Source organism: Mycobacterium deserti (genome assembly GCF_025345615.1).
Taxonomy (GTDB): Bacteria; Actinomycetota; Actinomycetes; order Mycobacteriales; family Mycobacteriaceae; genus Mycobacterium; species Mycobacterium deserti.
Genome location: NZ_JAODWD010000004.1, coordinates 473,267 through 496,412 on the forward strand (window position 1 = coordinate 473,267; position 23,146 = coordinate 496,412).

A 23,146-nucleotide genomic window follows, 5' to 3' on the forward strand; every position below is an offset into this window, starting at 1 on the left:
TGCAGGTGCGTGCCGGTGCGGCCTCAGACCGGGAGCAGCTGGTCGATCACCGAAGCCAGCTGCTTGGCCGAGCGGCATTCGTGCATCGTGATGACGTCCTGATAGCGCGGCGCCGCCGAGTCGCCGCTGCCCCACAGATGCTTTGGCTCGGGATTGAGCCAGTGTGCGTGCCTGGCGGAGTTCACCATGTGCGACAGCAGATCCAGCTCGGGGTTGCGATAGTTGTTGCGCCCGTCGCCGAGCACCAGCAGTGAGCTGCGCGGCGAAAGGGCGTTTGGCCACCGGTCCATGAACGACGCGAAAGCATGGCCGTAGTCGGAGTGCCCGTCGCGGGTGTAGACGCCCGCTTCGCGGGTGATCCGCTGCACGGCGACCGCTAGGTCGGCGTCCGGGCCGAACAGCTCGGTCACCTCGTCGGTGGTGTCGATGAAGGCGAAGACGCGTACCCGCGAGAACTGCTGGCGCAGCGCGTGCACCAGCATCAGGGTGAAGTGGCTGAATCCCGCCACCGAGCCGGACACGTCGCACAGCACCACCAGCTCCGGTCGCGCCGGGTGCGGCTTCTTCAACACCACGTCGATCGGCACACCGCCGGTGGACATCGACTTGCGCAGCGTCTTGCGCAGATCGATCTCGCCGGACCGCGACCGTCGCCGCCGCGCGGCCAGCCTGGTGGCCAGCATGCGCGCCAGCGGTTTGACCACCCGCTGCATCTGGCGCAGCTGCTCACCGGATGCGCGCAGGAACTCGACGTTCTCCGCCAGCTGCGGGACGCCGTACATCTGCACGTGGTCTCGGCCCAGCTGCTCGGCGGTGCGTCGCTTCGTCTCCCCTTCGACCATCTTGCGAAGCTGTGTGATGCGCTGCGCAGCAAGGGCTTTGGCGATCTGCTCTTGAGTCGGTGTCGGCTCGTCGCCGTAGGGCGCCAACAACCCCGCCAGCAGCCGGCCCTCCAGATCGTCGAGGTTCATCGCCTTGAGCGCCTGATACGACGAGTACGACGGGCCGCGGCTGGAGTTGTATCTGCCGTACGCCTCGACGATCTGGGCGATCATCGCGGCCAGGCGCTCGTCCAGATCGGCCAGCTCGGCGTTGTCGGAAAGAAGGTCGAGCAGCGCGGCACGCATCGCCTCGACATCCTCAGGCGGCAGGCCCTGCGGGTCATCGCCCGCCTCGTCGTCGTCCAGCACCGTCTTGGCCCCCAGCGCCGCGGGGAACCACAGGTCGAACAATGCGTCGAAGGTGTCGCGGTGGTCGGGACGGCGCAGCACCGCGCAGGCGATGCCCTCCCGCAACACCTCCCGATCGCCCAGCCCCAGCACCGTCATGACACGGCCGGCATCGACCGTCTCCGACGGCCCCACCGAAATCCCCTGCCCGCGCAGTGCTTCGACGAACTCGACCAGGTGGCCGGGGATGCCATGTGGCGCCAGCGGTTGTTGGGGACGGACTCGGCGGGGGGCCATCAGTGCTCCTAGTTGAGGCGGAGTTCGCCGCTGACCTTGATCTGATCGGATTGGTGCTTGAGCACGACACCGAGGGTGGCCGCGATGGTCGCGTCGCTGATGGTGTCCATGCCCAGCGCGAGCACCGTGCGTCCCCAGTCGATGGTCTCGGCAACCGATGGCAACTTCTTGAGCTGCATGCCGCGCAGGACGCCGATGATGCGCACGATCTCCTTGGCGAGGTGTTCTGGTAGCTCGGGGACCCGCGACAGCAGGATGCGCCGTTCCAGGTCGGCGTCGGGGAAGTCGATGTGCAGGAACAGGCATCGGCGTTTGAGCGCCTCGGACAGTTCGCGGGTGGCGTTGGAGGTCAGCACGACGAACGGGGCGCGCTCGGCGGTGATGGTGCCCAACTCCGGCACCGTCACCGCGAAATCGGACAGCACCTCCAGCAGCAGACCCTCGATCTCGATGTCGGCCTTGTCGGTCTCGTCGATCAGCAGCACCGTCGGCTCGGTGCGCCGGATCGCGGTCAGCAGTGGACGCGACAGCAGGAACTCCTCGGAGAACACATCGGTTTTGGTCTGATCCCAGTCCTGCGAGCCGGCTTGAATGCGCAGGATCTGCTTGGCGTGATTCCACTCGTAGAGCGCGCGGGCCTCGTCGACGCCCTCGTAGCACTGCAGCCGAACCAGACCCGAACCCGTCGCCTGCGCAACCGCACGGGCCAGTTCGGTCTTGCCGACGCCGGCCGGACCCTCCACCAGCAACGGCTTGCCGAGCCGGTCGGCAAGGAACACCGCGGTGGCGGTGGCGGTGTCGGGCAGGTAGCCGGTTTCGGCCAGCCGCCGTCCGACATCGTCGATATCGGCGAACAACGGCGCCGGACGTGCGGGGACGCTCACGAAGCGGCTCCAATCCTGTTCGCGCAAAGGCTCATCGGTTCTCCTGTTTCATGCCGGGCGGGTGTGGCCGTCTCCCCACACAATCCACTTGGTTGACGTCAGTTCGGGCAGCCCCATCGGGCCTCGGGCATGCAGCTTCTGCGTGGAGATTCCGATCTCGGCGCCGAAGCCGAACTGCTCACCGTCGGTGAACGCGGTCGAGGCGTTGACCATGACGGCCGCCGCATCGACGCGATCGGTGAACCGCTGTGCCGCAGCGAGATCGGTGGCCACGATGGCCTCGGTGTGGCCGGTTCCGTATTCGTTGACGTGCTCGATCGCGGCGTCGAGTCCGTCGACCACCGCCAGCGCGATGTCCATCGAGAGGAACTCGGCACGCAGCTCGTCGTCGGACGGGTTGTCATGCACACTGACCCCCGCGTCCTGCAACGCCTTCCTGAGCCGGGGCAACGCGACGTCGGCGATCGACGCGTCAACGAGAACGGACTCGGCCGCGTTGCACACACTGGGTCTGCGGGTCTTGGCGTTGAGCAGAATCCGTTCGGCCATCTTCAGATCGGCCGATTCATGAACGTACACATGGCAATTGCCGACGCCGGTTTCGATGGTCGGCACCTGGGCGTCGCGCACCACCGCGTCGATCAGTCCGGCGCCACCGCGCGGGATGACGACGTCGACGAGGCCGCGTGCCTGGATGAGATGGGTGACGCTGGCGCGGTTCTCGCTGGGCAGCAGTTGCACGATGTCGGCCTCGAGGCCCTCGCCTACCAGTCCCCCTCGCAGCGTGGTGACGAGCGCGTCGTTCGACCGCGCGGCCGACGAACTGCCGCGCAGCAGAACGGCGTTGCCCGACTTCAGCGTCAGTCCGAACGCGTCGACGGTGACATTCGGCCTGCCCTCGTAGACGATGCCGACGACGCCGAGCGGCACGCGCTGCTGACGCAGCCGCAGGCCGTTGGGCAGCGTGCGACCGCGCAGCACCTCGCCGATCGGGTCCGGCAGGCCGGCGACCTGACGCAGACCTGCCGCGATGCCGTCGACACGTTGCGGGTTGAGCGCCAACCTGTCGAGCATCGCCTCCGGTGTGCCCGCGGCGCGCGCGGCCTCCAGATCCTGTGCGTTGGCGGCGAGGATCTCGTGTACCCGCGACAGCACCGCATCGGCGGCGGCGTGCAGCGCGCGGTTCTTGGTCTCGGTGCTCAGCGTCGCCAGGCTGCGCGACGCCCCACGGGCCCGGCGGGCGGCGTCGTGCACCTGCTGGCGCAAGTCGGCGATTGACGGAGCTTCCACGCTCATCGATCCAGCGTATCGAACGTGCCTGCGACGTTGGACACGTGTCAGGTAGCACGGCTCGGCTAGCGTTGACGACATGGTTCGGGTCTGCGTCGTCGGCAGCGTCAACGCCGACCTGACCTTCACCGTCGATGCGCTCCCGCGGCCCGGGCAGACAGTTCTGGCGTCGTCGGTGTCGACGGCACCCGGCGGCAAGGGCGGTAACCAGGCGGTGGCCGCGGCCCGCGCAGGTGCGTCGGTACAGCTGGTCGCCGCCGTCGGAACCGATTCCGCGGCCGACCAACTGCGAGCTCACCTACGCGGCAACGAGGTCGGTCTCGACGCGATGGTCTCCCTGCCGGGGCCGAGCGGTTCGGCGGTGATCACGGTCGACGCCGGGGCCGAAAACACGATCGTCGTCGCGCCTGGCGCCAACGGACACCTCAGCGTGGCCGACGCCGACGTCCGCGCCGCGATCGCCGACAGCGACGTGGTGTTGCTGCAGCTCGAGATCCCGATCGGCACCGCAATTGCCGCGGCACGCGCGGCACAGGCCGCGGGCGCGGTCGTCATCGTCAACGCCTCGCCGGCCGGAGCGCCGCCACATGAGCTGCTCGCGCTGTCCGAGCTGGCCGACGTCGTCGTCGTCAACGAAGCCGAGGCGCGAGAATGGCACTGGCCCGTTCCGCACCTGGTCATCACCCGCGGCGCGCGTGGTGCCAGCTATCTCGGGCAGGACGAGCGATTCGACGTGCCGGCACCGACCGTGGAGGCCGTGGACACCACTGGCGCGGGCGACGTGTTCGCAGGCGTGCTGGCCGCCAGCTGGCTCGACGGCCACGAAGATGCGCTTCGGCGTGCGTGTGCGGCGGGCGCCTTGGCGACTCTGGTACCCGGGGCGGGCGATTGCGCGCCCTACGCGGAGGCCATCGATGATGCTGTGCTCAATCGAAAGGCGGGAGAATCACACCGATGACGACCTCGACGCGCCCACCGGAAGGCGACTGGCTCGGCACGCCGTATCTGCGTTTCACCAGGGAGGGCCCGTTCGGGGTGTGCACCCTGGACCGGCCGGAAGCCCGCAACGCGATGACGCCTGCCATGTACTTCGGCATCCGGTATGCGGTCCGCCACGTCGACGCCGACCCCGACCTCGCGGGACTGCTGATCACCGGCACCGGTGACGTGTTCGCTCCCGGCGGCGACATGGGCGGCGGCGACGGAAGCGACAACTGGCTGACGTTCGGATCGGCGCTCGGCATGGATGTGACGCCGTTCGAGACGTTGCGGCAGTCGGTGAAGCCGGTGGTGTCGGCGGTCAACGGACTCTGCCAGGGGGGCGGTCTGCAGATCGCGTTGTGCAGCGACATGGCGGTGGTCAGCGACCGGGCCACGTTCCGAGTGCCCGAACTGTTGCGCGGCATCGCCGACACGTACTACAGCCAGATGCTGGCGCGGTTGATCGGTCCGGTGCGCACCCGCGACCTGATGTTCACGGGACGGACGCTGACCGCGGCCGAGGCGCTGGACTGGGGCATGGTCGCGCGGGTCGTCCGGCATGACGACCTGCTCGACGCCGCCCGCGAGGTGCTGGGTCAGTGCTGCCGTACCGCGCCCGGCGCACGCAGCCTGATCAAGTCGAGTCTCGACAACTATCTGGGGCTGTTCGACCGGATCGGCATGCAGGCCAGCTACTCGTCGGCGGAGGCGCTCGAAGGCTTCCGTTCGTTCAAGGACCGACGGTCACCGGAATGGGTGCACCCCGACTTGCGCAAAGATGGCCGCCTCTAAGCGATATTCAGTGATTTCTGAATACAGAATTTGATGTACTGTCGGTCGTATGCCGACCGCCCTGCACAGCGACGCGCTCACCCGGTTCGGCTATGCCTTGTCCGACCGCACCCGCACCGAGATCCTGCTGACGCTGCGCGACGCGCCCGGGTACCCCTCCGACCTCGCCGACGCGATCGGCGTCTCGCGGCAGATCCTGTCCAACCACCTGGCATGTCTTCGCGGATGCGGCCTCGTCGTCGCTGAACCCGAAGGCCGGCGCAGCCGATACCGCCTTGCCGACGAGCGGATCGGGCATGCGCTCGACGACCTGCTCGGCCTGGTGCTGACCGTCGATCCGGCTTGCTGTCGCGCCGCCGAAGACGGCTGCTGCTGATGTCACCTGTCACCCGACAAGCGAGACTGACGCGCCGCATCCGGCTCTTGGTGGCGGCGACCATCACCTACAACGTGATCGAGGCGACCATCGCCTTGGCTGAGGGCACGCGCGTCTCGTCGTCGGCGCTGATCGGCTTCGGGCTCGACTCGTTGGTCGAGATCGCCTCGGCCGCAGCGGTTGCCTGGCAGTTCGCCGCGGCCGACCCTGAGACGCGCGAGAAGACCGCATTGCGCTTCATCGCGTTCTCGTTCTTCGCGTTGGCGGTCTATGTCAGCGTCGAAGCTGTCCTCGCCTTCTCGGGCGTGCGCGAGCCGCGCCCATCGACCATCGGCATCGTGCTCGCCGCACTCAGCTTGGTGATCATGCCCGTGCTGTCGCTGGCCCAGCGCCGCGCTGGCCGGGAGATCGGTTCACGGTCGGCGGTCGCCGACTCCAAACAGACACTTCTGTGTACCTACCTGTCCGCGATCCTGCTGGCCGGGCTGGCGCTGGGGCACCTCGGCTGGTGGTGGGCCGACCCGGTCGCGGCGCTGGGCATCGCCGCCATCGCCGTCCGCGAAGGCGTCGACGCGTGGCGCGGAGACCCATGCTGCTGACGAGAGGAATCGTGATGCCCGTCCTGGCGCTCGTTGTCTTCGCCGTCTTCGCGATACTCGGGTTCGGTTGGCGCAGTTGGGAACAACGGCGTCGAACCGGATCGACGGGCTTCCGCGGCATCAGTGGCCGCCCGGGGTCGACAGAGTGGGCCGCCGGCGTCGGCTTCGTCGTCGCGATGGCCGCCGCGGTGATCGCACCGGTCCTGCAGTTGCTCGGATTCGTCGCGCCGGTGGCCGTCCTGCACCATCCCTGGATCCAGGTCGGCGGCGCCGTCATCGCCGTCGTCGGGATCATCGCGACGGTGTACGCGCAGCTGGACATGGGCGATTCGTGGCGCATCGGCGTCGACCACCACGAGACGACCACCCTGGTGCGCACCGGCGTCTTCGGCATAGTGCGCAATCCGATCTTCACTGCGATGCTCGTGTTCGGCCTCGGAATGGCTTTGCTGACACCGAATTTCGTCGCCATCGTCGGCTTGTTGCTGCTGGTCGTCACCATTGAGCTGCAGGTTCGCGTCGTCGAAGAGCCGTACCTGCTGACGGTGCACGGCGACACGTATCGTGACTACCTCGCCACTGTCGGCCGGTTCGTCCCCGGTGCCGGACGCAAGCGCCGTTAGTCCTCGGGGATTTCGCGCTCGATCTCGTCGAGCCAGGTGCGGGCGGACATGTCCGACGGGGCCCGCCAATCACCGCGTGGTGAGAGCGATCCGCCATGCGAGACCTTCGGCCCGTTCGGCAACGCCGACCGCTTGAACTGGCTGAACGAGTAGAACCGCTGGGCGAAGACCTGCAGCCAGTGCCGAATCTCTTTGAGGGAGTAGTGCGGTCGCTTGTCCTCGGGGATGCCGGAGGGCCAGTCGCCGCTTTCCGGATCGCTCCACGCGTGCCAGGCCAGGAAGGCCACCTTCGACGGGCGGAAGCCGAACCTCAGCACCTGGAACAGCGAGAAGTCCTGTAGCACGTAGGGGCCGACTTTGCCCTCGCTGCTCTGGATCTCCTCATCCTCGCCCGCAGGCACGAGCTCGGGACTGATCTCGGTGTTCAGTACGTCCTGCAGCACCTCGTTGACGGTGTCGTCGAACTGTTTTGAGGAGATCACCCAGCGAATCAAGTGCTGTATCAGTGTCTTCGGGACACCACCGTTGACGTTGTAGTGCGACATTTGATCGCCGACACCGTATGTCGACCAGCCGAGCGCCAACTCCGACAGGTCACCGGTGCCGAGCACAATGCCGCCGCGCTGGTTGGCGAGCCGGAACAGGTAGTCGGTGCGCAACCCGGCCTGCACGTTCTCGAAGGTGACGTCGTAGACCTTCTCGCCGCGGGAGAAGGGGTGGTCGATCTCCTTGAGCATCAGCTCGGCGGTCGACTTGATGTCGATGGTCTCGAACGTCACCCCCAGCGCGTCGGCAAGCCGGGTCGCGTTGTTCCTGGTGCGGTCACCGGTCGCGAAGCCAGGCAGCGTGAACGCCAGAATGTCGCTGCGCGGTCGCCCTTCCCGGTCCATCGCCTGTGCGGCCACGATCAGCGCGTGGGTGGAGTCGAGGCCGCCCGACAGCCCGAGGACCAACTTCGGGTAGTCCAGCGCACGCATCCGCTGCTCGAGCCCGGAGACCTGGATTCGGTACGCCTCGTAGCAATCCTGTTCCAACCGCTGCGGGTCCGATGGCACGAACGGAAACCGTTCCAGCTTGCGGCGCAGGCCGATATCGCCCGTCGGCGCATCGAGCCGGAACTCGACGCGGCGGAACGAGTCCGCGCTGATGTCGTGATGCTTGCGGTTGTCGTCGAAGCTGCCCATCCGCAACCGCTCGTTGCGCAGCAATTCGACGTCGACGTCGGCGACAGACCGCCGCGGTCCCTTGGGGAACCGTTCCGACTGCGCCAGGCACTCGCCGTTCTCCCAGATCATCGTCTGGCCGTCCCAGGCCAGATCGGTTGTCGACTCACCCTCTCCGGCCGCGGCATACACGTAGGCGGCCAGGCAGCGCGCCGATGCCGAGCGCGCCAGCAGGCAGCGATCCTCGGACCGACCGATGGTGATCGGACTGCCCGACAGGTTCGCCAGAACCGTCGCCCCGGCCAGCGCCGCCTGCGCGCTGGGTGGGATCGGCACGAACATGTCCTCGCATACCTCGACGTGCAGCACGAAGGTGGGCATGTCGGTCGCGGCGAACAGCAGGTCCGGGCCGAACGGCACATCGGCGTCACCCATCCGGATGACACCGCGCACGTCGTCGCCGCCGGCCATCTGCCGTTTCTCGTAGAACTCGCGGTAGGTCGGCAGGTAGGACTTGGGCACGACGCCGAGCACACGGCCGCGATGAATCACCACCGCGGTGTTGTAGATCCGGTTCTGGTAGCGCAGCGGCGCACCGATCACCAGCACGGGGATCAGGTCCGCGGACGCGACGACGACGTCGAGCACCGCGTCCTCAACCGAGTCCAGCAGGGCGTCCTGAAGCAGGATGTCCTCGATGGAATATCCCGACAGCGTCAACTCGGGAAAGACGGCGAGCGCGACGCTGTCGTCATGGCAATCGCGGGCCATCTGGAGTACCGACTCCGCGTTCGCGTGTGGATCGGCCAGCGTGGTCTTGTGGGTGCAGGCGGCCACGCGCACGAAGCCGTGGTTGTACGCCGAGTAGAAGTCCATCGATTCCTATTGTTGCCCGAAAACGTATCGGGGTATGCAAGTCGCTATGAGTGACGTTGCCCTACTGGTCGTGGACATGCTGAACACCTATAGACATGAGGACGCGGACAAGCTGGTCCCGCAGGTGAAGGAGATCATCGACCCGCTTTCCGGGCTGATCTCCACCGCGCGCGAACGCGACGACGTCGACCTGGTCTACGTCAATGACAACTTTGGCGACTTCACCGCCGATTTCGACGACATCGTGCGCGCCGCCCTCGACGGCGAGCGACCCGACCTCGTCGAGCCGATCGCGCCAGACGAGGACTACTTCCGGGTACTCAAGGTGCGCCACAGCGCGTTCTACTCCAGCTCGCTGGATTACCTGCTCGGCCGGCTTGATGCCAAGCGACTGATCCTGACCGGGCAGGTCACCGAGCAGTGCATCCTCTACACCGCGCTCGACGCATATGTGCGCCACTTCGAGGTCGTCGTGCCATCCGACGCCGTCGCCCACATCGATCCCGAACTCGGTGACGCCGCGTTGACGATGATGAACACGAACATGCATGCCGACGTCATGCCCGCCGCCAAGTGTCTGTCGTGAGGCGCGCTGCAGTCGACCAGGAGCCCCCGGCCGCCTGAACTACCCTCGAAGGTGTGGAGGCACCCGAACTCGTCGCGTTGTTGCGCGGCCGGCGCGTCGCGGTGCTGACCGGGGCGGGCATGTCCACCGACTCCGGCATTCCCGACTACCGCGGGCCCGATTCGCCGCCGAGCAACCCGATGACGATTCGGCAGTTCACGTCCGACCGAGCGTTTCGCCAGCGGTATTGGGCGCGCAACCACGTCGGCTGGCGCCACATGGATCAGACGTTGCCGAACGCCGGGCACCGCGCGCTGGCCGCGCTCGAGCGCGCCGGCGTGGTGTCCGGACTCATCACTCAGAACGTCGACTTGCTGCACACCAAAGCCGGCAGCCGCTGCGTGATCGATCTGCACGGCACCTACGCACGGGTGATTTGCCTGGCCTGCGGCCACACCATGGCGCGGTCGGATCTCGCCGACATGCTGGAGGCGGCCAACCCCGGCTTCGCTGAACGCGCCGCGGCCGTCGGCGGCATCGCGGTAGCGCCGGATGCCGACGCCGTCGTCGACGACACCGCCTCTTTCACCATCATCGACTGTCCGGTCTGCGGGGGCATGCTCAAACCCGACATCGTCTACTTCGGCGAGAGTGTGCCCAAGGAGCGAGTCGAGCGGGCGTACGAACTGGTCGAGCGGGCCGATGCGCTACTGGTGGCCGGCTCGTCGCTGACGGTGTTCTCGGGCTACCGGTTCGTGCGCCACGCCGCCGCGGCGGGCATGCCAATCGCGATCGTCAACCGCGGGCCCACCCGCGGCGACGACCTCGCATGGGTCAAGATCGACAGCGGGTGCTCGCCGATGCTGGCGCTGCTGGCCGACGAACTGCCCGCCGTCGCGAGAACGGCCTAGATGCCCGACGACGCGTCCTGGCTTCGGGATCTGCTCGAACGCAGGCGGCCAGATCCCGGACCCGTCTCGGGGAGATGGGCGCTCGGCGTCGGCGACATGATCGCCGACCACTCCCTGACGCCGGACAAGCTGAGCGGACTGCTCCGCATGCTCAACCACTTCGGTGGCGTCGCGATCAGTGAGGACGGCGTCGAATTCGACGGAGACGAGGTCCGCTGGGCCGACGTCGAGGAGATCCGCACCCGAAGCCTGATCGAATACCTGTTCACCGGCGGCGTGGACAAGCAGATCGATAAGCTGCCGCTGCCGTGGTTCCCGTTCCGCCGCAAGGTGCTTGGAGCAGTGTCGCGCGCGGCGTTGACGCTGCTGCTAGCCGCCGCCAAACAACAGCTCGAAGGTGGTGCGCTCGAAATCCGGATACCCGCGGAGGTCCGCTACGACGGGCTGCTCTTCGACCGCGAACTCGCTCCGGGGATGCTCGCGGCGGTGGTACTCGCCGATCCGGCCGTTCGTCAGTGTCTCGAGTCCACCGCGCGGGCGCACGGCGTCGCGGTCAACCCGGCGGCAGACGACGTGATGGCCGACGCCGACGAGCGCGCCGAGCAGATCAAGTCCATGCTCTCGGCGATTTCGGCGCGCATACATTCGCCTGGCGACGGTTGACGCGCCGAGATCGCGGTCAGACGGCGACCAGGTCGTCGGCATGCACGGCGGGCCTGCGCATCTCGGCGGGCAGATCGGTCGTCGACCGGCCCAACATCGTGGCCAGTTCGGAGTGGTCGTAGGCGACCACGCCACGCGCCACCATCGTCGCGTCTTGCGAGCGCAACTCGACGACGTCGCCGCCGTAGAAACGGCCCGACAACGCCGTGATGCCTGCGGGCAGCAGCGAGCGTCGTTGCCGCACAACGGCTCTGACGGCACCATCGTCGAGCGTCAGCGCGCCTGACGCCTCCGCGGCGTAGCGCACCCAGAACCTGCGCGCCGACATCCGTTCAGGCCGCGGCGCGAACACGGTGCCCACCGACGCGTCGGCCAGCGCCGTCGAGGCGTCCGACGCGGCAGCCAACAGGACCGGTACCCCGGCGTCGGCGGCCAGCAGTGCCGACGACAGCTTCGAGGCCATTCCGCCGGTGCCCAGATGGCTGCCCCGTCCGGCGACCACACCGTCGAGGTCGTCCGGTCTGGCAACTTCGGTGATGAAGCGCGCGTTGCCTTTTCGCGGGTCCGAGTCGTACAGGCCGTCGACGTCGGAAAGCAGCACCAGCGCGTCGGCGCCGATGAGATGGGCCACCAGCGCCGAGAGCCGGTCGTTGTCGCCGAACCGGATCTCGTTGGTGGCGACGGTGTCGTTCTCGTTGACGATCGCGACCGCGTGCAGCGCGCGCAGCCGGTCCAGTGTGCGCTGAGCGTTGGTGTGCTGCACCCGCATCGAGATGTCGTGCGCGGTCAGCAGCACCTGGCCGACCGTGCGACCGTACCGGGCGAACGCGTTGTTCCACGCATTGATCAGCGCGACCTGCCCGACGCTGGCCGCGGCCTGTTTGGTCGCCAGGTCGGCGGGTCGTTTGGTCAGGCGCAGCGGCTCGATGCCCGCGGCGATCGCGCCCGACGACACGATCACCACGTCCGAGCCGGCCTTCATCCGGCCCTCGATCGCTTCGACCAATGTGGCCAGCCGGCTCGCGTCGAACACCCCCGACGGGGTGGTCAAAGCGGTGGTGCCGATCTTGACGACGACGCTGCGCGCGGAGCGGATCGCCTCGCGGTTCGCGCTCACGACTCGTGCGCTCCGGGACGCCTGCGTTCGCGGCGTGCGGCCTTGCGCTCGGCGGCGCCCACCCGATCCGTCTGCTCCAGGCGCGCGTCGGTGCCGCGGCCCGACAGCGGGACGTCCACCCCGGCCGGCGTCTGCGGTTCCCAGTCGAAGGTCACGTCGCCGATGGTGACTTCGCAGCCAGGCCGAGCGCCGAGTCGCAGCAGTTCGTCTTCGACACCGAGCCGCGCGAGCCGGTCACCGAGATAGCCGACGGCCTCGTCGTTGTCGAAGTTCGTCTGGCTGACCCAGCGTTCCGGGCGGATACCGCGGACGATGAACCCGCCTTGGCCGTCAGGTTCGACCGAGTAACCGCTCTCGTCGACCGGCACCGGCCGGATGACTGGCCGCCGTGGAACGAGCGCCGGCTGAGCCTCGCGGTACGCGGCGACCATGTCCCACAGCGCGAACGTCAGCGGCCGCAACCCCTCTCGGCTGACCGTCGACACCTCGAAGACCGGCCAGCCGAAGCGGGTGCCGACTTCCTCGCGAACGAAGTCGGCCAACTCGCGTGCCTCGGGCACGTCGATCTTGTTGAGCACCACCGCTCGTGGTCGTTCGGCGAGGTCACCTAGAGTCGTGTCGCCTTGCAACGTCGGCGTGTATGCGGCCAGTTCGGCTTCCAAAGCCTCGATGTCGGACACCGGGTCGCGGTCGGGTTCCAGCGTCGCGCAGTCGACGACGTGCACCAGCACCGCGCATCTTTCGATATGCCGCAGGAATTCGAGCCCGAGTCCGCGGCCCTCCGATGCGCCCGGGATCAGCCCGGGCACGTCGGCGACGGTGAACGTGTGCTCCCCCGCCGACACCACTCCGAGGTTGGGCGCGAGCGTGGTGAACGGGTAGTCGGCGATCTTGGGTTTGGCGGCCGAGATGGCCGATACCAACGAGGACTTGCCTGCCGACGGGAAACCGACCAACCCGATATCGGCGACGGTCTTGAGTTCCAGGGTGAGATCGCGCGCCTGCCCCTTCTCGCCGAGCAGCGCGAAGCCCGGCGCCTTGCGCGCACGTGATGCGAGCGCCGCATTGCCCAGTCCGCCGCGACCGCCCGCCGCGGCCTCGAAGCGGGTGCCGGCGCCGACCAGGTCGGCGAGCAGTCGACCGCTCTCGTCGAGCACAACCGTGCCGTCGGGCACCTTGACCTCGAGGTCGGCGCCCGCGGCGCCGTCGCGGTTGCTGCCAGCGCCCTGCTTGCCGGACGGCGCGACGACATGCGGGTGGAAGTGGAAGTCGAGAAGGGTGTGCACCTGCGGGTCGACGACGAGCACGATGCTGCCGCCCCGGCCGCCGTTTCCGCCGTCGGGGCCGCCGAGGGGTTTGAACTTCTCGCGGTGGACCGAGGCGCAGCCGTTACCGCCGTTACCGGCTCGCGCGTGGATCACGACGCGGTCGATGAAGCGCGGCATTGCGATGAACCTCCGAATGTAACGTCGTGGCGGGAAGAGGCTTGCGATCCCGCCGTGTCGTTACAGTCGCGAAGCCTAGGCCTGAGGAACGGACGGTCGCACGACGTTGACCGTCTTGCGACCACGCTTGCTGCCGAACTCGACCGCACCCGGAGCGGTGGCGAACAGCGTGTCGTCGCCGCCGCGCCCCACGTTGACGCCGGGATGGAAGTGCGTGCCGCGCTGGCGGACGAGGATCTCGCCGGCCTTGACGATCTGGCCGCCGAACCGCTTGACGCCCAGCCGCTGGGCGGCGGAGTCGCGACCGTTGCGTGAGCTGGAAGCGCCCTTCTTGTGTGCCATCTGAACGCCTTCCTACTTGATTCCGGTGACCTTGAGGACCGTCAGCTGCTGACGATGGCCCTGCCGCTTGTGGTAGCCGGTCTTGTTCTTGAACTTGTGGATCCGGATCTTGGGGCCCTTGGTGTGCTCGAGCACCTCACCGGTGACGGCGACCTTCTCCAGCGACTTGGCGTCGCTGGTGACCTTCGAGCCGTCGACGACGAGGGCGACGGGAAGCGACACGGCCGCACCCGGCTCCGAGTCGAGCTTCTCCACCTTGACCACGTCTCCGACGGCGACTTTGTACTGCTTGCCGCCGGTCTTGACGATTGCGTACGTCGCCATCGTGCTGCCACTCCTACGTCGTTCACTGGGCGCGCGCTATTTGCCGCTGCGCTGGTCTGGGTTTCGACTGTCGCCGGCCATGCCTGGCGACAACTGGTCAAGGGTACGTGACCAGCGGGTTGAGGGTCAAATCACCGCAGGTCACGGCTCGTGGACGGTGCGCTTGGCCGGGTACCACTGCTCACCGGCGGGTTCTCCGGCCAGATTCCAGCTCCACGACACCTTCGGGGTGATACGGCTGTACAGGCCGGGGCCCATCAGTCCGGTGCGCTCGACCGGCGGGTCCGCGTCTCCGTACACGCGCATCGACCGCGCGACGAACGGGTCGACCGACAGTAGGTCGTCGACGACCAGCGACACCTTGGTGCGCCCCGCCCCGATGTTGCGGAATTTGCGGGTGGTCAGCACCGCGGCACCGACGCCGCCGATCCAGATGTGGTCGTCAGAGACTTCGAATGCCACTGGCACGACGTCGGGCTGACCATCGGCATTGACCGTGGCCAAGCGCGCAATCGGCTGTGACCGCAGGAAGGCGACTTCCTCGTCACTGAACGCCACGATCAGCTTTCCTGTGCAGGCGGTCCCGCTGGCCGGGCGGCGGCGCGCCGGCGATGGCGACCGACGGGGCGGACGGGCTCGTCCTCGAAGTCGTCGTCGTCGGAGTCGGACTCCTCGTCATCGTCATCATCGGACTCGTCGTCGGACTCCTCGTCATCGTCATCATCGGACTCGTCGTCGGACTCGTCCTCCGAATCGCCGTTGATGACCTCGATGTCGTCGTCGATGTCGTCGTCCTCGTCATCGGTGAGGTCGATGTCGTCCTCATCCGCCTCGTCGTCGGAGTCCTCGTCTTCGGAGTCCTCGTCGTCGGAGTCCTCGTCGAAGTCGTCGTCGAGCTCTTCGTCTTCGGTGACGGCGGCGCGGATGGCATCCGAATCAGCCTCGGCGACCTCTTCGACGGGCTTGTTCTCCTCGGCGCCTTCGTCCTCGTCGTCGTCGTGGCGGCCGTTGGCGGCGGCCATCGCCTTGAACATCGGATGCTCGCCTGCGGGATGCGCGGGCAGCTTCACGACGGGGACGTCCTCGGTCTTGCCCGCCTTCTTGCCGCGCTTGCCTCGGCGGCCGCCCGATTCCGACTTGCGGCCGTTACCCGATGCCGAGTCGACGGGATCGCCGTGCAGCAGGATGCCGCGCCCGCCGCAGTGCGTGCACGATGTCGAGAACGCCTCGATCAGGCCGGTGCCCAACTTCTTTCGGGTGAGCTGGACCAGCCCGAGTGAGGTCACCTCGGAGACCTGGTGCCGGGTGCGGTCGCGGGCCAGGGCTTCGGTGAGCCGCCGCAACACGAGATCGCGGTTCGACTCGAGCACCATGTCGATGAAATCGATGACGACGATGCCGCCGATGTCGCGCAGCCGGAGCTGGCGCACGATCTCCTCGGCGGCCTCGAGGTTGTTGCGGGTGACGGTCTGTTCCAGGTTGCCCCCGGAGCCGGTGAACTTGCCGGTGTTGACGTCGATGACCGTCATGGCCTCGGTCCGGTCGATCACCAGCGTGCCGCCCGAGGGCAGCCACACCTTGCGGTCCATCGCTTTGGTGAGCTGCTCGTCGATGCGGTGCACCGCGAACACGTCCGGACCATCCGGGCTCGCTGGCTCGTACTTGTTCAGCCGCGGAAGCAGATCCGGCGCAACTGCTTTCACGTACCCGTTGATCGTCTCCCAGGCGTCATCGCCGGACACGGTCAGCCCCGTGAAGTCCTCGTTGAAGAGGTCGCGGATGACCTTCACCAGAACGTCGGGCTCTTCGTACAGCGCGACGGCGGCACCGGCGGCCTTCTTCTTGGTCTCGATGGCCCGCGCCTCGATCTCGGTCCAGCGTTCCTGAAGGCGGTTCACATCAGAGCGGATGTCCTCTTCCTTCACGCCCTCGGAGGCGGTGCGGATGATGACTCCGGCGTCGGACGGGACGACCTCGCGCAGGATCTCCTTGAGACGCTGACGCTCGGTGTCGGGGAGCTTGCGGCTGATACCCGTCGACGAGGCGCCGGGCACGTACACCAGATAGCGGCCCGCGAGCGACACCTGTGTCGTCAGTCGGGCACCCTTGTGGCCGACCGGATCCTTGCTGACCTGCACGACGACGTAGTCGCCCGGCTTGAGGGCCTGTTCGATCTTGCGGTTCTGGCCGCCGAGGCCCGCGGCCTCCCAGTTCACTTCGCCGGCGTAGAGCACGCCGTTGCGGCCGCGGCCGATGTCGACGAACGCCGCCTCCATCGAGGGCAGCACGTTCTGCACGATGCCGAGGTAGATGTTGCCGACGAGCGAAGACTGGGCCGCCGAAGTCACGAAATGTTCGACAAGGACGCCGTCTTCGAGGACGGCGATCTGGGTGTAGCGGGCACCCTCATGCGGCGGTTCGGAGCGGACCTTGTCGCGCACCACCATCATCCGCTCGACGGCCTCGCGACGAGCCAGGAACTCGGCCTCGCTCAGGATCGGCGGGCGACGCCGACCGGCGTCCCTGCCATCCCTGCGGCGCTGCCGCTTGGCCTCCAGCCGGGTTGACCCGCTGATCCCCTGGATCTCGCCGTCGCCACCACCCTTGGCGGACTTGTCGCCCTTGCCCGATTGCCGCGGCTCGCGTTCGTGCACAACGGTGTTGGGCGGATCGTCGGGCGATGACCCGTTGTCGTCGTTACCGGAACCGGACTTGCGACGACGGCGGCGACGGCGGCGACGCGTTGTTCCGTCACCGCCCGTGCTGTCGTCATCGCCGTTGTCGTCGTCGGCGTCGTTGTCGTCGTCGGCGTCATCGGAGTCCTCATCGCGCCCACCGTCCGGCGAATCGCCTTCGCCGTCGATGTCGTCGCCGTTCTGCTCGCCCCGCCCCCGACCGCGGCCGCGGCGACCGCGACGACGGCGGCGGCCCGACGGCCGCTCGGACTGGTCCTCGTCTGCGTCCGGGCCGGCTTCGTCGGCGTCTTCGGTGTCGTGGTCGTCGGTGTCGTCGTCGTCCTCGTCGTCATCGTCGTCGGCGCCGGCCTCGTAACGGGCCACGACGGGTTGCGGCGCAACGAAGAGCGGGAGATAGTCAGCCGGTTCTGGCGCGCTCTGCGCGGGTGTCTCCAGGATCAGCCGCGACTCAGGCTCGTCGCCGTCGACCGCCGTCGGCTCGTCGGCGTCGAGAGGCTCATCGGCGGGCGCAGCGAACGACTGGAACCTCAGCTCGCCGGACTGGCTGGAGTCCTCATCGTGCTGCGTCTCTGCTGATTCATCTTCGGTTGGGGCTTGAGAATGGTCACTGTCGGCCACGAATTCTCCTCTAAGCCCCCGGGCGCGTCGTATCTGACGCGGCCACGCGAGGGCTTCCGCTATGGGCCCGGGCTACTTCTCCCGAGCGTGTTGTGGTCTTGCTCCGAGCAGTTCTTGTTGAACCAACCCAGTGCCGGTCTGAATGATGGCTGGACGGTCGGCGCCGCACGCGCACGCGAGGAGCACAGGTGGGCACCCCGCGCGTGGCGATGGTCGCGCACGTCTAAGTCTTCATCCGGGTGTCCGGCCCTGGTTGAAGGCCGGCTACCCGCGTTCAGTATCCCACATCACGCCGCCGGCCCCGACCAGGCTGGGGTCAGGCGTCATCGCGAGGCTAGGCGCCGGGGAACCAGAGATCGATTTCGCGCGCGGCCGACTCGGGCGAATCGGAGCCGTGCACGAGGTTGTCCTGGGTGACAAGTGCCAGGTCACCACGGATTGTGCCCGGCACGGCCTTCTCGACGGGATCGGTGCCACCGGCGATTTGGCGGAAGGCCGCAACGGCGCGTGGGCCCTCCACGATGGCCGCCACGACGGGTCCGGACGTGATGAACTCCAGCAACGATCCGAAGAACGGCTTGTCCTCGTGTTCGGCGTAGTGCCGACGAGCGAGGTCGTCGCTGACGTCCTTGAGCTGCAGGGCCGCGATCGACAGGCCCTTGCCTTCGATCCGGCGCAGGATCTCTCCCACCAGGCGACGCTGGACACCGTCCGGCTTGATCAATACGAGGGTCCGCTCGATCGGCTCATTCACGGCCGACAGCCTAGCGGCCCGGCGTGACTACTCGGGAGGAAGCTGCTGGCCGGGCAGCAGCCCGTGCTTCTGCCTGCGCAGCACCTCGGCGCGTAGATAGGCGATCAGCAGCCAGACCGCCAGGAAGATCACCCCGAGGATGCCGATCGCCCCTTGCACGAAGACGCCGGCAATCAGCGCCAGTTGGATGGCCACGTTCACCCAGATCGCCCACGGCCTGCCCTGCACACCGCACAGCAGCACCAGGACGACTGCCAGACCGACCAGGTACCCGCCGCTGAGGGCGGTGAGCCCGCCGCCGACCCGGGCCACCACCGGCAGGGCCAGTAGCACCACGATGGCCTCGAGAATCAGCGTGCCCGCCATGACGCCGCGAAAGCTCTTCCACGGGTCTGGCGGCGGGGGTGCGGTCATTCGGGATCCTTTCCGAACAGCGTGCGCGCCGCTCCGGCGGTGACCACCGAGCCGGTGATGATCATGCCCGCGCCGCCGAATCCCTCGCCCTCGAGCCCGGCATCTTCCACCAGCGCGGTGGCCGTCTCGATTGCGTCAGCCAGCGTCGTGGCGACGACGACGCGCTCCGGCCCGAACCGCTCCTCGGCCCGCAACGCCAGCGCCTCGACCTCGAGCGCGCGCGGTGACCCGTTGTGCGTCACCACGATCTGATTGAGCGCGGGCTCGAGGGCGGACAGGATGCCGTCGACGTCCTTGTCGGCCATCACCGAGACGACGCCGACAAGGTGACGGAAGTCGAATTCCTCCTGCAGTGTCTGAGCGAGCGCCGCCGCACCGGCGGGATTGTGCGCCGCGTCGATGAAAACGGTTGGCGCGCTGCGCATCCGTTCGAGCCGGCCGGGGCTGGTGACCGCCGCGAAGCCTTCGCGCACCGCATCGATGTCGAGTTGGCGCTGCGCGCCCGCGCCGAAGAACGCCTCGACAGCGGCCAACGCGACGACGGCGTTGTGCGCCTGATGTTCGCCGTGCAGCGGCAGAAAGATGTCGCTGTAGACCCCGCCGAGGCCTTGCAGTTCGAGGACCTGGCCGCCGACTGCGACCTGCCTGCCCAGTACCGCGAACTCCGAATCCTCGCGGGCCACAGCCGCATCCGCGCGCACCGTTTGGGCCAGCAGCACCTCCATTGCCTCGGGCACCTGGCGGCCGATGACGGCGACCGTGTCGGTAGGCACCAGGTCGTCCTTCTGCTTCTTGATGATTCCGGCCTTCTCCCCGGCGATCTCGGCGATGGTGTCGCCCAAGTAGTCGGCGTGGTCGACCCCGATCGGCGTGATGACCGCGACCGGCGCATCGACCACGTTGGTCGCGTCCCAGCGGCCACCGAGGCCGACTTCGACGACGGCGACGTCGATGGGTGCGTCGGCGAACGCCGCGAAGGCCATCGCAGTGACCACCTCGAACTTGCTCAGTCGCGGTCCCTGGCCACCGAACTGCCCGGCCTCGGACTGCTGGTCGACCAGGTGCACGAACGGTTCGATCTCCCGGTAGGTCGCGACGTACTGCGCCGGTGATATCGGCTTGCCGTCCAGCGAGATGCGCTCCACCGCGGACTGCAGGTGCGGACTTGTGGTGCGGCCCGTGCGGCGATGCAGCGCCGTCAGCAGCGCGTCGACGATCCGTGCCACCGACGTCTTTCCGTTCGTACCGGCGATGTGGATCGACGGGTAGCCCAGTTGCGGCGAGCCGAGCATCTCCATCAGCGCCGAGATACGGACCGTGCTCGGTTCCAGTTGGGTTTCCGGCCAACGCTGGTCGAGCAGATGCTCGACCTGCAGGAGCGACGCGATCTCGTCCGGTGTTGGGACGGGCTCGCTCATGTCAGGCCGGCCAGCCGGGCCGTGATGCGGTCGACCTCCTCGCTGGCCACCCGCTGGCGGGCGCGGATCTTGTCGACGACGTCGGCCGGGGCTTTGGCCAGGAAGGCGTCGTTGCCGAGCTTGCCTGTCGTGCCGGCCAATTCCTTCTGCGCCGCTGCGAGATCCTTCTCGAGGCGTCTGCGCTCGGCCGCCACGTCGACGGTGCCCGAGGTATCCAGTTCGACGGTCACAGTGGCCTGCGACAACCTGACCTCGACCGCGGCAGACGGGGTGAAGCCCTCTTCCGCCGAGGTCAACCAGGCCAGCGCGCTGACGGCGGGGATGTGTGCGTCGAGGTCGGCCGTCGCGAGGCCGGACAGCCGGGCGGGCACCTTCTGCCGGTCGCCCAGCCCCTGATCGCTGCGGAAACGGCGGACCTCGGTAACGAGTTTCTGCATATCGGCGACCCGCACAGTCGCAACCGGATCCACGCTGATGCCGGACGGTTGCGGCCAGTCGGCGATCACGAGCGACTCACCACCGGTCAAGGTCTTCCACAGCACCTCGGTGACGAACGGCATCACCGGGTGCAACAGCTTGAGCAGGGTGTCCAGCACCGCGGCGAGCACCGCGGTGGTGTGCTGCACGACGCGTTCATCCGGGTCGGCCAGTTGAACCTTCGCCAATTCGAGGTACCAGTCGCAGAACTCGTCCCAGGCGAAGTGATACAGCGATTCGCACGCGCGGCTGAACTCATAGGCATCAAACGCCGAATCCACCTCGGCACGAACCTCTTCCAGCCGGCCCAGAATCCACCGGTCGGCGTCGGTGAGTTGGGTGATCGCGGGCAGATCGGCCGGGGCGGCCCCGTTCATCAACGCGAACCGGGTCGCATTGAACAGCTTGGTGGCGAAATTGCGCGACGCGCGGGCGTGGTCTTCACCGATCGACAGGTCGCCACCCGGGCTGGCGCCGCGGGCCAGGGTGAAGCGCAACGCGTCGGCGCCGAACTGGTCGACCCAGTCCAGCGGATCGATGCCGTTGCCCCGAGACTTGCTCATCTTGCGGCCGAACTCGTCGCGAATCAGCCCGTGCAGGAAGACGTTCTCGAACGGCACCTGCGGCCCGCGTGCACCCTCGAGGGTGACGGCCGGGTCGTCGGCGACGAAGTTGCCGAACATCATCATCCGCGCCACCCAGAAAAACAGGATGTCATATCCGGTAACGAGAACAGTTGTCGGATAGAACTTCTCGAGCTCACGCGTGCGCTCGGGCCAACCCATGGTCGAAAACGGCCACAGCGCCGAGGAGAACCACGTGTCCAGGACGTCGGGGTCCTGTTCCCAACCCTGCGGCGGCGTCTCGTCGGGACCGACGCACACCATCTCACCGTCGGGGCCATGCCAGATCGGGATGCGGTGGCCCCACCACAGCTGACGCGAGATACACCAGTCGTGCATGTTGTCGACCCAGGCGAACCAGCGCGGTTCCAGGCTGGGCGGATGAATTACGGTGCGGTGTTCACGCACCGCGTCACCTGCGGCCTTGGCCAGCGTCTCGACCTTCACCCACCACTGCAGCGACAGCCGGGGTTCGATCGGTTCTCCGCTGCGCTCAGAGTGCCCCACGCTGTGCAGATAGGGTCGCTTCTCGGCGGTGACCCGACCTTGCTGCGCCAGGGCCTCGCGAACCTTCACACGCGCCTCGAACCGGTCGAGGCCGTCGAATTGCGTTCCGGTGTCGGCGATTCTGCCTTTGGTGTCCAAGATCGTCGGCATCGGCAGCTGATGCCGCATGCCGATCTCGAAGTCGTTCGGATCGTGTGCGGGCGTGACTTTGACTGCCCCCGTACCGAATTCCGGATCTACGTGCTCGTCCGCGACGATGATCAGCTCACGGTCGACGAACGGGTGCGGCAGGGTGGTGCCGACCAGATGGCGGTAACGTTCGTCGTCGGGATGCACCGCGACCGCCGTATCTCCGAGCATGGTCTCAACGCGGGTGGTGGCGACAACGATGTGCGGTTCGTCGTCGTTGAGCGACCCGTACCGGAACGAGACCAGTTCACCCTCGACGTCCTCGTACTTGACCTCGAGGTCGGACACCGCGGTCTCGAGCAGCGGCGACCAGTTGACCAGCCGCTCGGCGCGGTAGATCAAACCGGCGTCGAACAGCCGCTTGAAGATGGTGCGGACGGCGCGCGACAGGCCCTCGTCCATGGTGAACCGGTCACGGCTCCAGTCCACGCCGTCGCCCAGGCGACGCATCTGCCCGGCGATGGTGCCGCCTGAGTCGTGCTTCCAGTCCCACACCTTTTCGATGAACAGCTCGCGGCCGAAGTCCTCCTTGGTCTTGCCGTCGACGGCGAGCTGCTTTTCCACAACGCTCTGCGTCGCGATTCCGGCATGGTCCATGCCCGGCAGCCACAACACCTCGTAGCCCTGCATGCGCTTGCGCCGGGTGAGCGCGTCCATCAGCGTGTGGTCGAGCGCATGCCCCATGTGCAGGCTGCCGGTGACGTTCGGTGGCGGAAGCACGATCGAGTACGGCGGCTTGCCGCTTGCGGCGTCGGCAGTGAAGTAGCCGGCGTTGACCCAGCCTTCATACAGGTCGCTTTCCACCGCACCCGGATCCCATGACTTGGGCAGGGCGTCGGCGGACTGGAAGCTGGCGGGCACCGCGCCATTCTATGGAGTGCGCGGTCAGCACTGCCCAACCGGATTACCGGGGCAGGTTCGGGACTACTTCTTGCCGCCGGGTAATCCGCCGAGGATGTCGCCAAACCCACCGCTGGTCGGCTGGGCCTGCGACTTGGCAAAGCGATGCCGTCATCGCCACCGAGGACCTCCG

22 protein-coding genes are annotated in these 23,146 nt (G+C 67.5%); 8 read left to right on the top strand and 14 right to left on the bottom strand.

Translation table 11 applies throughout. From position 1 onward, the window contains the following. Positions 1–23: 23 nt before the first annotated feature. The 3 genes from N4S67_RS18585 to N4S67_RS18595 are packed head-to-tail and all read right to left on the bottom strand — an operon-like array spanning position 24 to position 3,646. A complete protein-coding gene (locus N4S67_RS18585; RefSeq protein WP_260994465.1) occupies positions 24–1,466 on the bottom strand; it encodes a vWA domain-containing protein in 1,443 nt (480 codons plus the stop codon). A gap of 8 nt (positions 1,467–1,474) precedes the next feature. Then, on the bottom strand, positions 1,475–2,350 hold the full coding sequence (locus N4S67_RS18590; RefSeq protein WP_260994466.1) for an AAA family ATPase: 876 nt from the start codon (positions 2,348–2,350) through the stop codon (positions 1,475–1,477). A gap of 48 nt (positions 2,351–2,398) precedes the next feature. Then, positions 2,399–3,646 (bottom strand): glutamate-5-semialdehyde dehydrogenase, encoded by a 1,248-nt coding sequence (locus N4S67_RS18595; RefSeq protein ID WP_260994467.1) that lies wholly within the window; start codon positions 3,644–3,646, stop codon positions 2,399–2,401. 73 nt (positions 3,647–3,719) lie between these two features. Here N4S67_RS18595 and N4S67_RS18600 point away from each other — a divergent pair, with 73 nt between their 5' ends. From N4S67_RS18600 to N4S67_RS18620, 5 genes are read left to right on the top strand one after another with little or no spacing between them, the layout of a single operon-like run. Beyond that, positions 3,720–4,598 carry a ribokinase gene (locus N4S67_RS18600; RefSeq protein ID WP_260994468.1) on the top strand — a complete coding sequence of 293 codons (879 nt, stop codon included), beginning with the start codon at positions 3,720–3,722 and terminating at the stop codon, positions 4,596–4,598. Beyond that, positions 4,595–5,413, top strand: coding sequence for an enoyl-CoA hydratase/isomerase family protein (locus N4S67_RS18605; RefSeq protein WP_260994469.1), 819 nt, complete (start codon positions 4,595–4,597; stop codon positions 5,411–5,413). Before N4S67_RS18600 ends, N4S67_RS18605 begins: the two co-directional genes overlap by 4 nt. A 49-nt stretch (positions 5,414–5,462) precedes the next feature. Continuing rightward, positions 5,463–5,789, top strand: coding sequence for an ArsR/SmtB family transcription factor (locus N4S67_RS18610; protein WP_260994470.1), 327 nt, complete (start codon positions 5,463–5,465; stop codon positions 5,787–5,789). Further along, the gene (locus tag N4S67_RS18615; RefSeq protein ID WP_260994471.1) at positions 5,789–6,388 is read left to right on the top strand and encodes a cation transporter; all 600 of its coding nucleotides are present in this window, start codon (positions 5,789–5,791) and stop codon (positions 6,386–6,388) included. Before N4S67_RS18610 ends, N4S67_RS18615 begins: the two co-directional genes overlap by 1 nt. Positions 6,389–6,402: 14 nt before the next feature. After that, positions 6,403–7,011 (top strand): methyltransferase family protein, encoded by a 609-nt coding sequence (locus N4S67_RS18620; RefSeq protein ID WP_260994726.1) that lies wholly within the window; start codon positions 6,403–6,405, stop codon positions 7,009–7,011. Here the strand turns inward: N4S67_RS18620 and N4S67_RS18625 are convergent. After that, positions 7,008–9,050, bottom strand: coding sequence for an NAD(+) synthase (locus N4S67_RS18625; RefSeq protein ID WP_260994472.1), 2,043 nt, complete (start codon positions 9,048–9,050; stop codon positions 7,008–7,010). The genes N4S67_RS18620 and N4S67_RS18625 overlap by 4 nt on opposite strands. A gap of 46 nt (positions 9,051–9,096) precedes the next feature. Here N4S67_RS18625 and N4S67_RS18630 point away from each other — a divergent pair, with 46 nt between their 5' ends. Genes N4S67_RS18630 through N4S67_RS18640 form a run of 3 tightly spaced genes read left to right on the top strand, consistent with a single transcriptional unit; the run spans position 9,097 to position 11,189 of the window. Next, the gene (locus N4S67_RS18630; protein WP_260994473.1) at positions 9,097–9,636 is read left to right on the top strand and encodes a cysteine hydrolase family protein; all 540 of its coding nucleotides are present in this window, start codon (positions 9,097–9,099) and stop codon (positions 9,634–9,636) included. Between the two features lie 53 nt (positions 9,637–9,689). After that, positions 9,690–10,526, top strand: a complete 837-nt coding sequence (locus N4S67_RS18635; RefSeq protein WP_260994474.1) for an NAD-dependent protein deacetylase — start codon at positions 9,690–9,692, stop codon at positions 10,524–10,526. After that, complete coding sequence (locus tag N4S67_RS18640) at positions 10,527–11,189, top strand: hypothetical protein (RefSeq protein WP_260994475.1); 663 nt, start codon at positions 10,527–10,529, stop codon at positions 11,187–11,189. A 16-nt stretch (positions 11,190–11,205) separates the two neighbouring features. On the opposite strand, the gene proB is transcribed toward N4S67_RS18640, so the two are convergent. From proB to N4S67_RS18690, 10 genes are all read right to left on the bottom strand, one after another. Beyond that, a complete protein-coding gene (proB, locus tag N4S67_RS18645) occupies positions 11,206–12,306 on the bottom strand; it encodes a glutamate 5-kinase (RefSeq protein WP_260994476.1) in 1,101 nt (366 codons plus the stop codon). Next, positions 12,303–13,751, bottom strand: a complete 1,449-nt coding sequence (obgE, locus tag N4S67_RS18650) for a GTPase ObgE (protein WP_260994477.1) — start codon at positions 13,749–13,751, stop codon at positions 12,303–12,305. The genes proB and obgE overlap by 4 nt, the downstream gene beginning before the upstream one ends. 75 nt (positions 13,752–13,826) lie before the next feature. After that, the gene (gene rpmA / locus N4S67_RS18655; protein ID WP_260994478.1) at positions 13,827–14,093 is read right to left on the bottom strand and encodes a 50S ribosomal protein L27; all 267 of its coding nucleotides are present in this window, start codon (positions 14,091–14,093) and stop codon (positions 13,827–13,829) included. Positions 14,094–14,105: 12 nt separating this feature from the next. After that, positions 14,106–14,417 (bottom strand): 50S ribosomal protein L21, encoded by a 312-nt coding sequence (gene rplU, locus N4S67_RS18660; protein ID WP_260994479.1) that lies wholly within the window; start codon positions 14,415–14,417, stop codon positions 14,106–14,108. Positions 14,418–14,558: 141 nt separating this feature from the next. Continuing rightward, a complete protein-coding gene (locus N4S67_RS18665) occupies positions 14,559–14,975 on the bottom strand; it encodes a PPOX class F420-dependent oxidoreductase (RefSeq protein ID WP_260994480.1) in 417 nt (138 codons plus the stop codon). A gap of 2 nt (positions 14,976–14,977) precedes the next feature. After that, complete coding sequence (locus tag N4S67_RS18670; protein WP_390893449.1) at positions 14,978–17,764, bottom strand: Rne/Rng family ribonuclease; 2,787 nt, start codon at positions 17,762–17,764, stop codon at positions 14,978–14,980. 301 nt (positions 17,765–18,065) lie between these two features. After that, a complete protein-coding gene (gene ndk / locus N4S67_RS18675) occupies positions 18,066–18,473 on the bottom strand; it encodes a nucleoside-diphosphate kinase (RefSeq protein WP_260994727.1) in 408 nt (135 codons plus the stop codon). Positions 18,474–18,512: 39 nt separating this feature from the next. Further along, a complete protein-coding gene (locus N4S67_RS18680; RefSeq protein ID WP_260994482.1) occupies positions 18,513–18,899 on the bottom strand; it encodes a DUF4233 domain-containing protein in 387 nt (128 codons plus the stop codon). Beyond that, a complete protein-coding gene (gene folC / locus N4S67_RS18685; RefSeq protein WP_260994483.1) occupies positions 18,896–20,317 on the bottom strand; it encodes a bifunctional tetrahydrofolate synthase/dihydrofolate synthase in 1,422 nt (473 codons plus the stop codon). The genes N4S67_RS18680 and folC overlap by 4 nt, the downstream gene beginning before the upstream one ends. After that, positions 20,314–22,974, bottom strand: coding sequence for a valine--tRNA ligase (locus N4S67_RS18690; RefSeq protein WP_260994484.1), 2,661 nt, complete (start codon positions 22,972–22,974; stop codon positions 20,314–20,316). Before N4S67_RS18690 ends, folC begins: the two co-directional genes overlap by 4 nt. Positions 22,975–23,146: the final 172 nt, after the last annotated feature.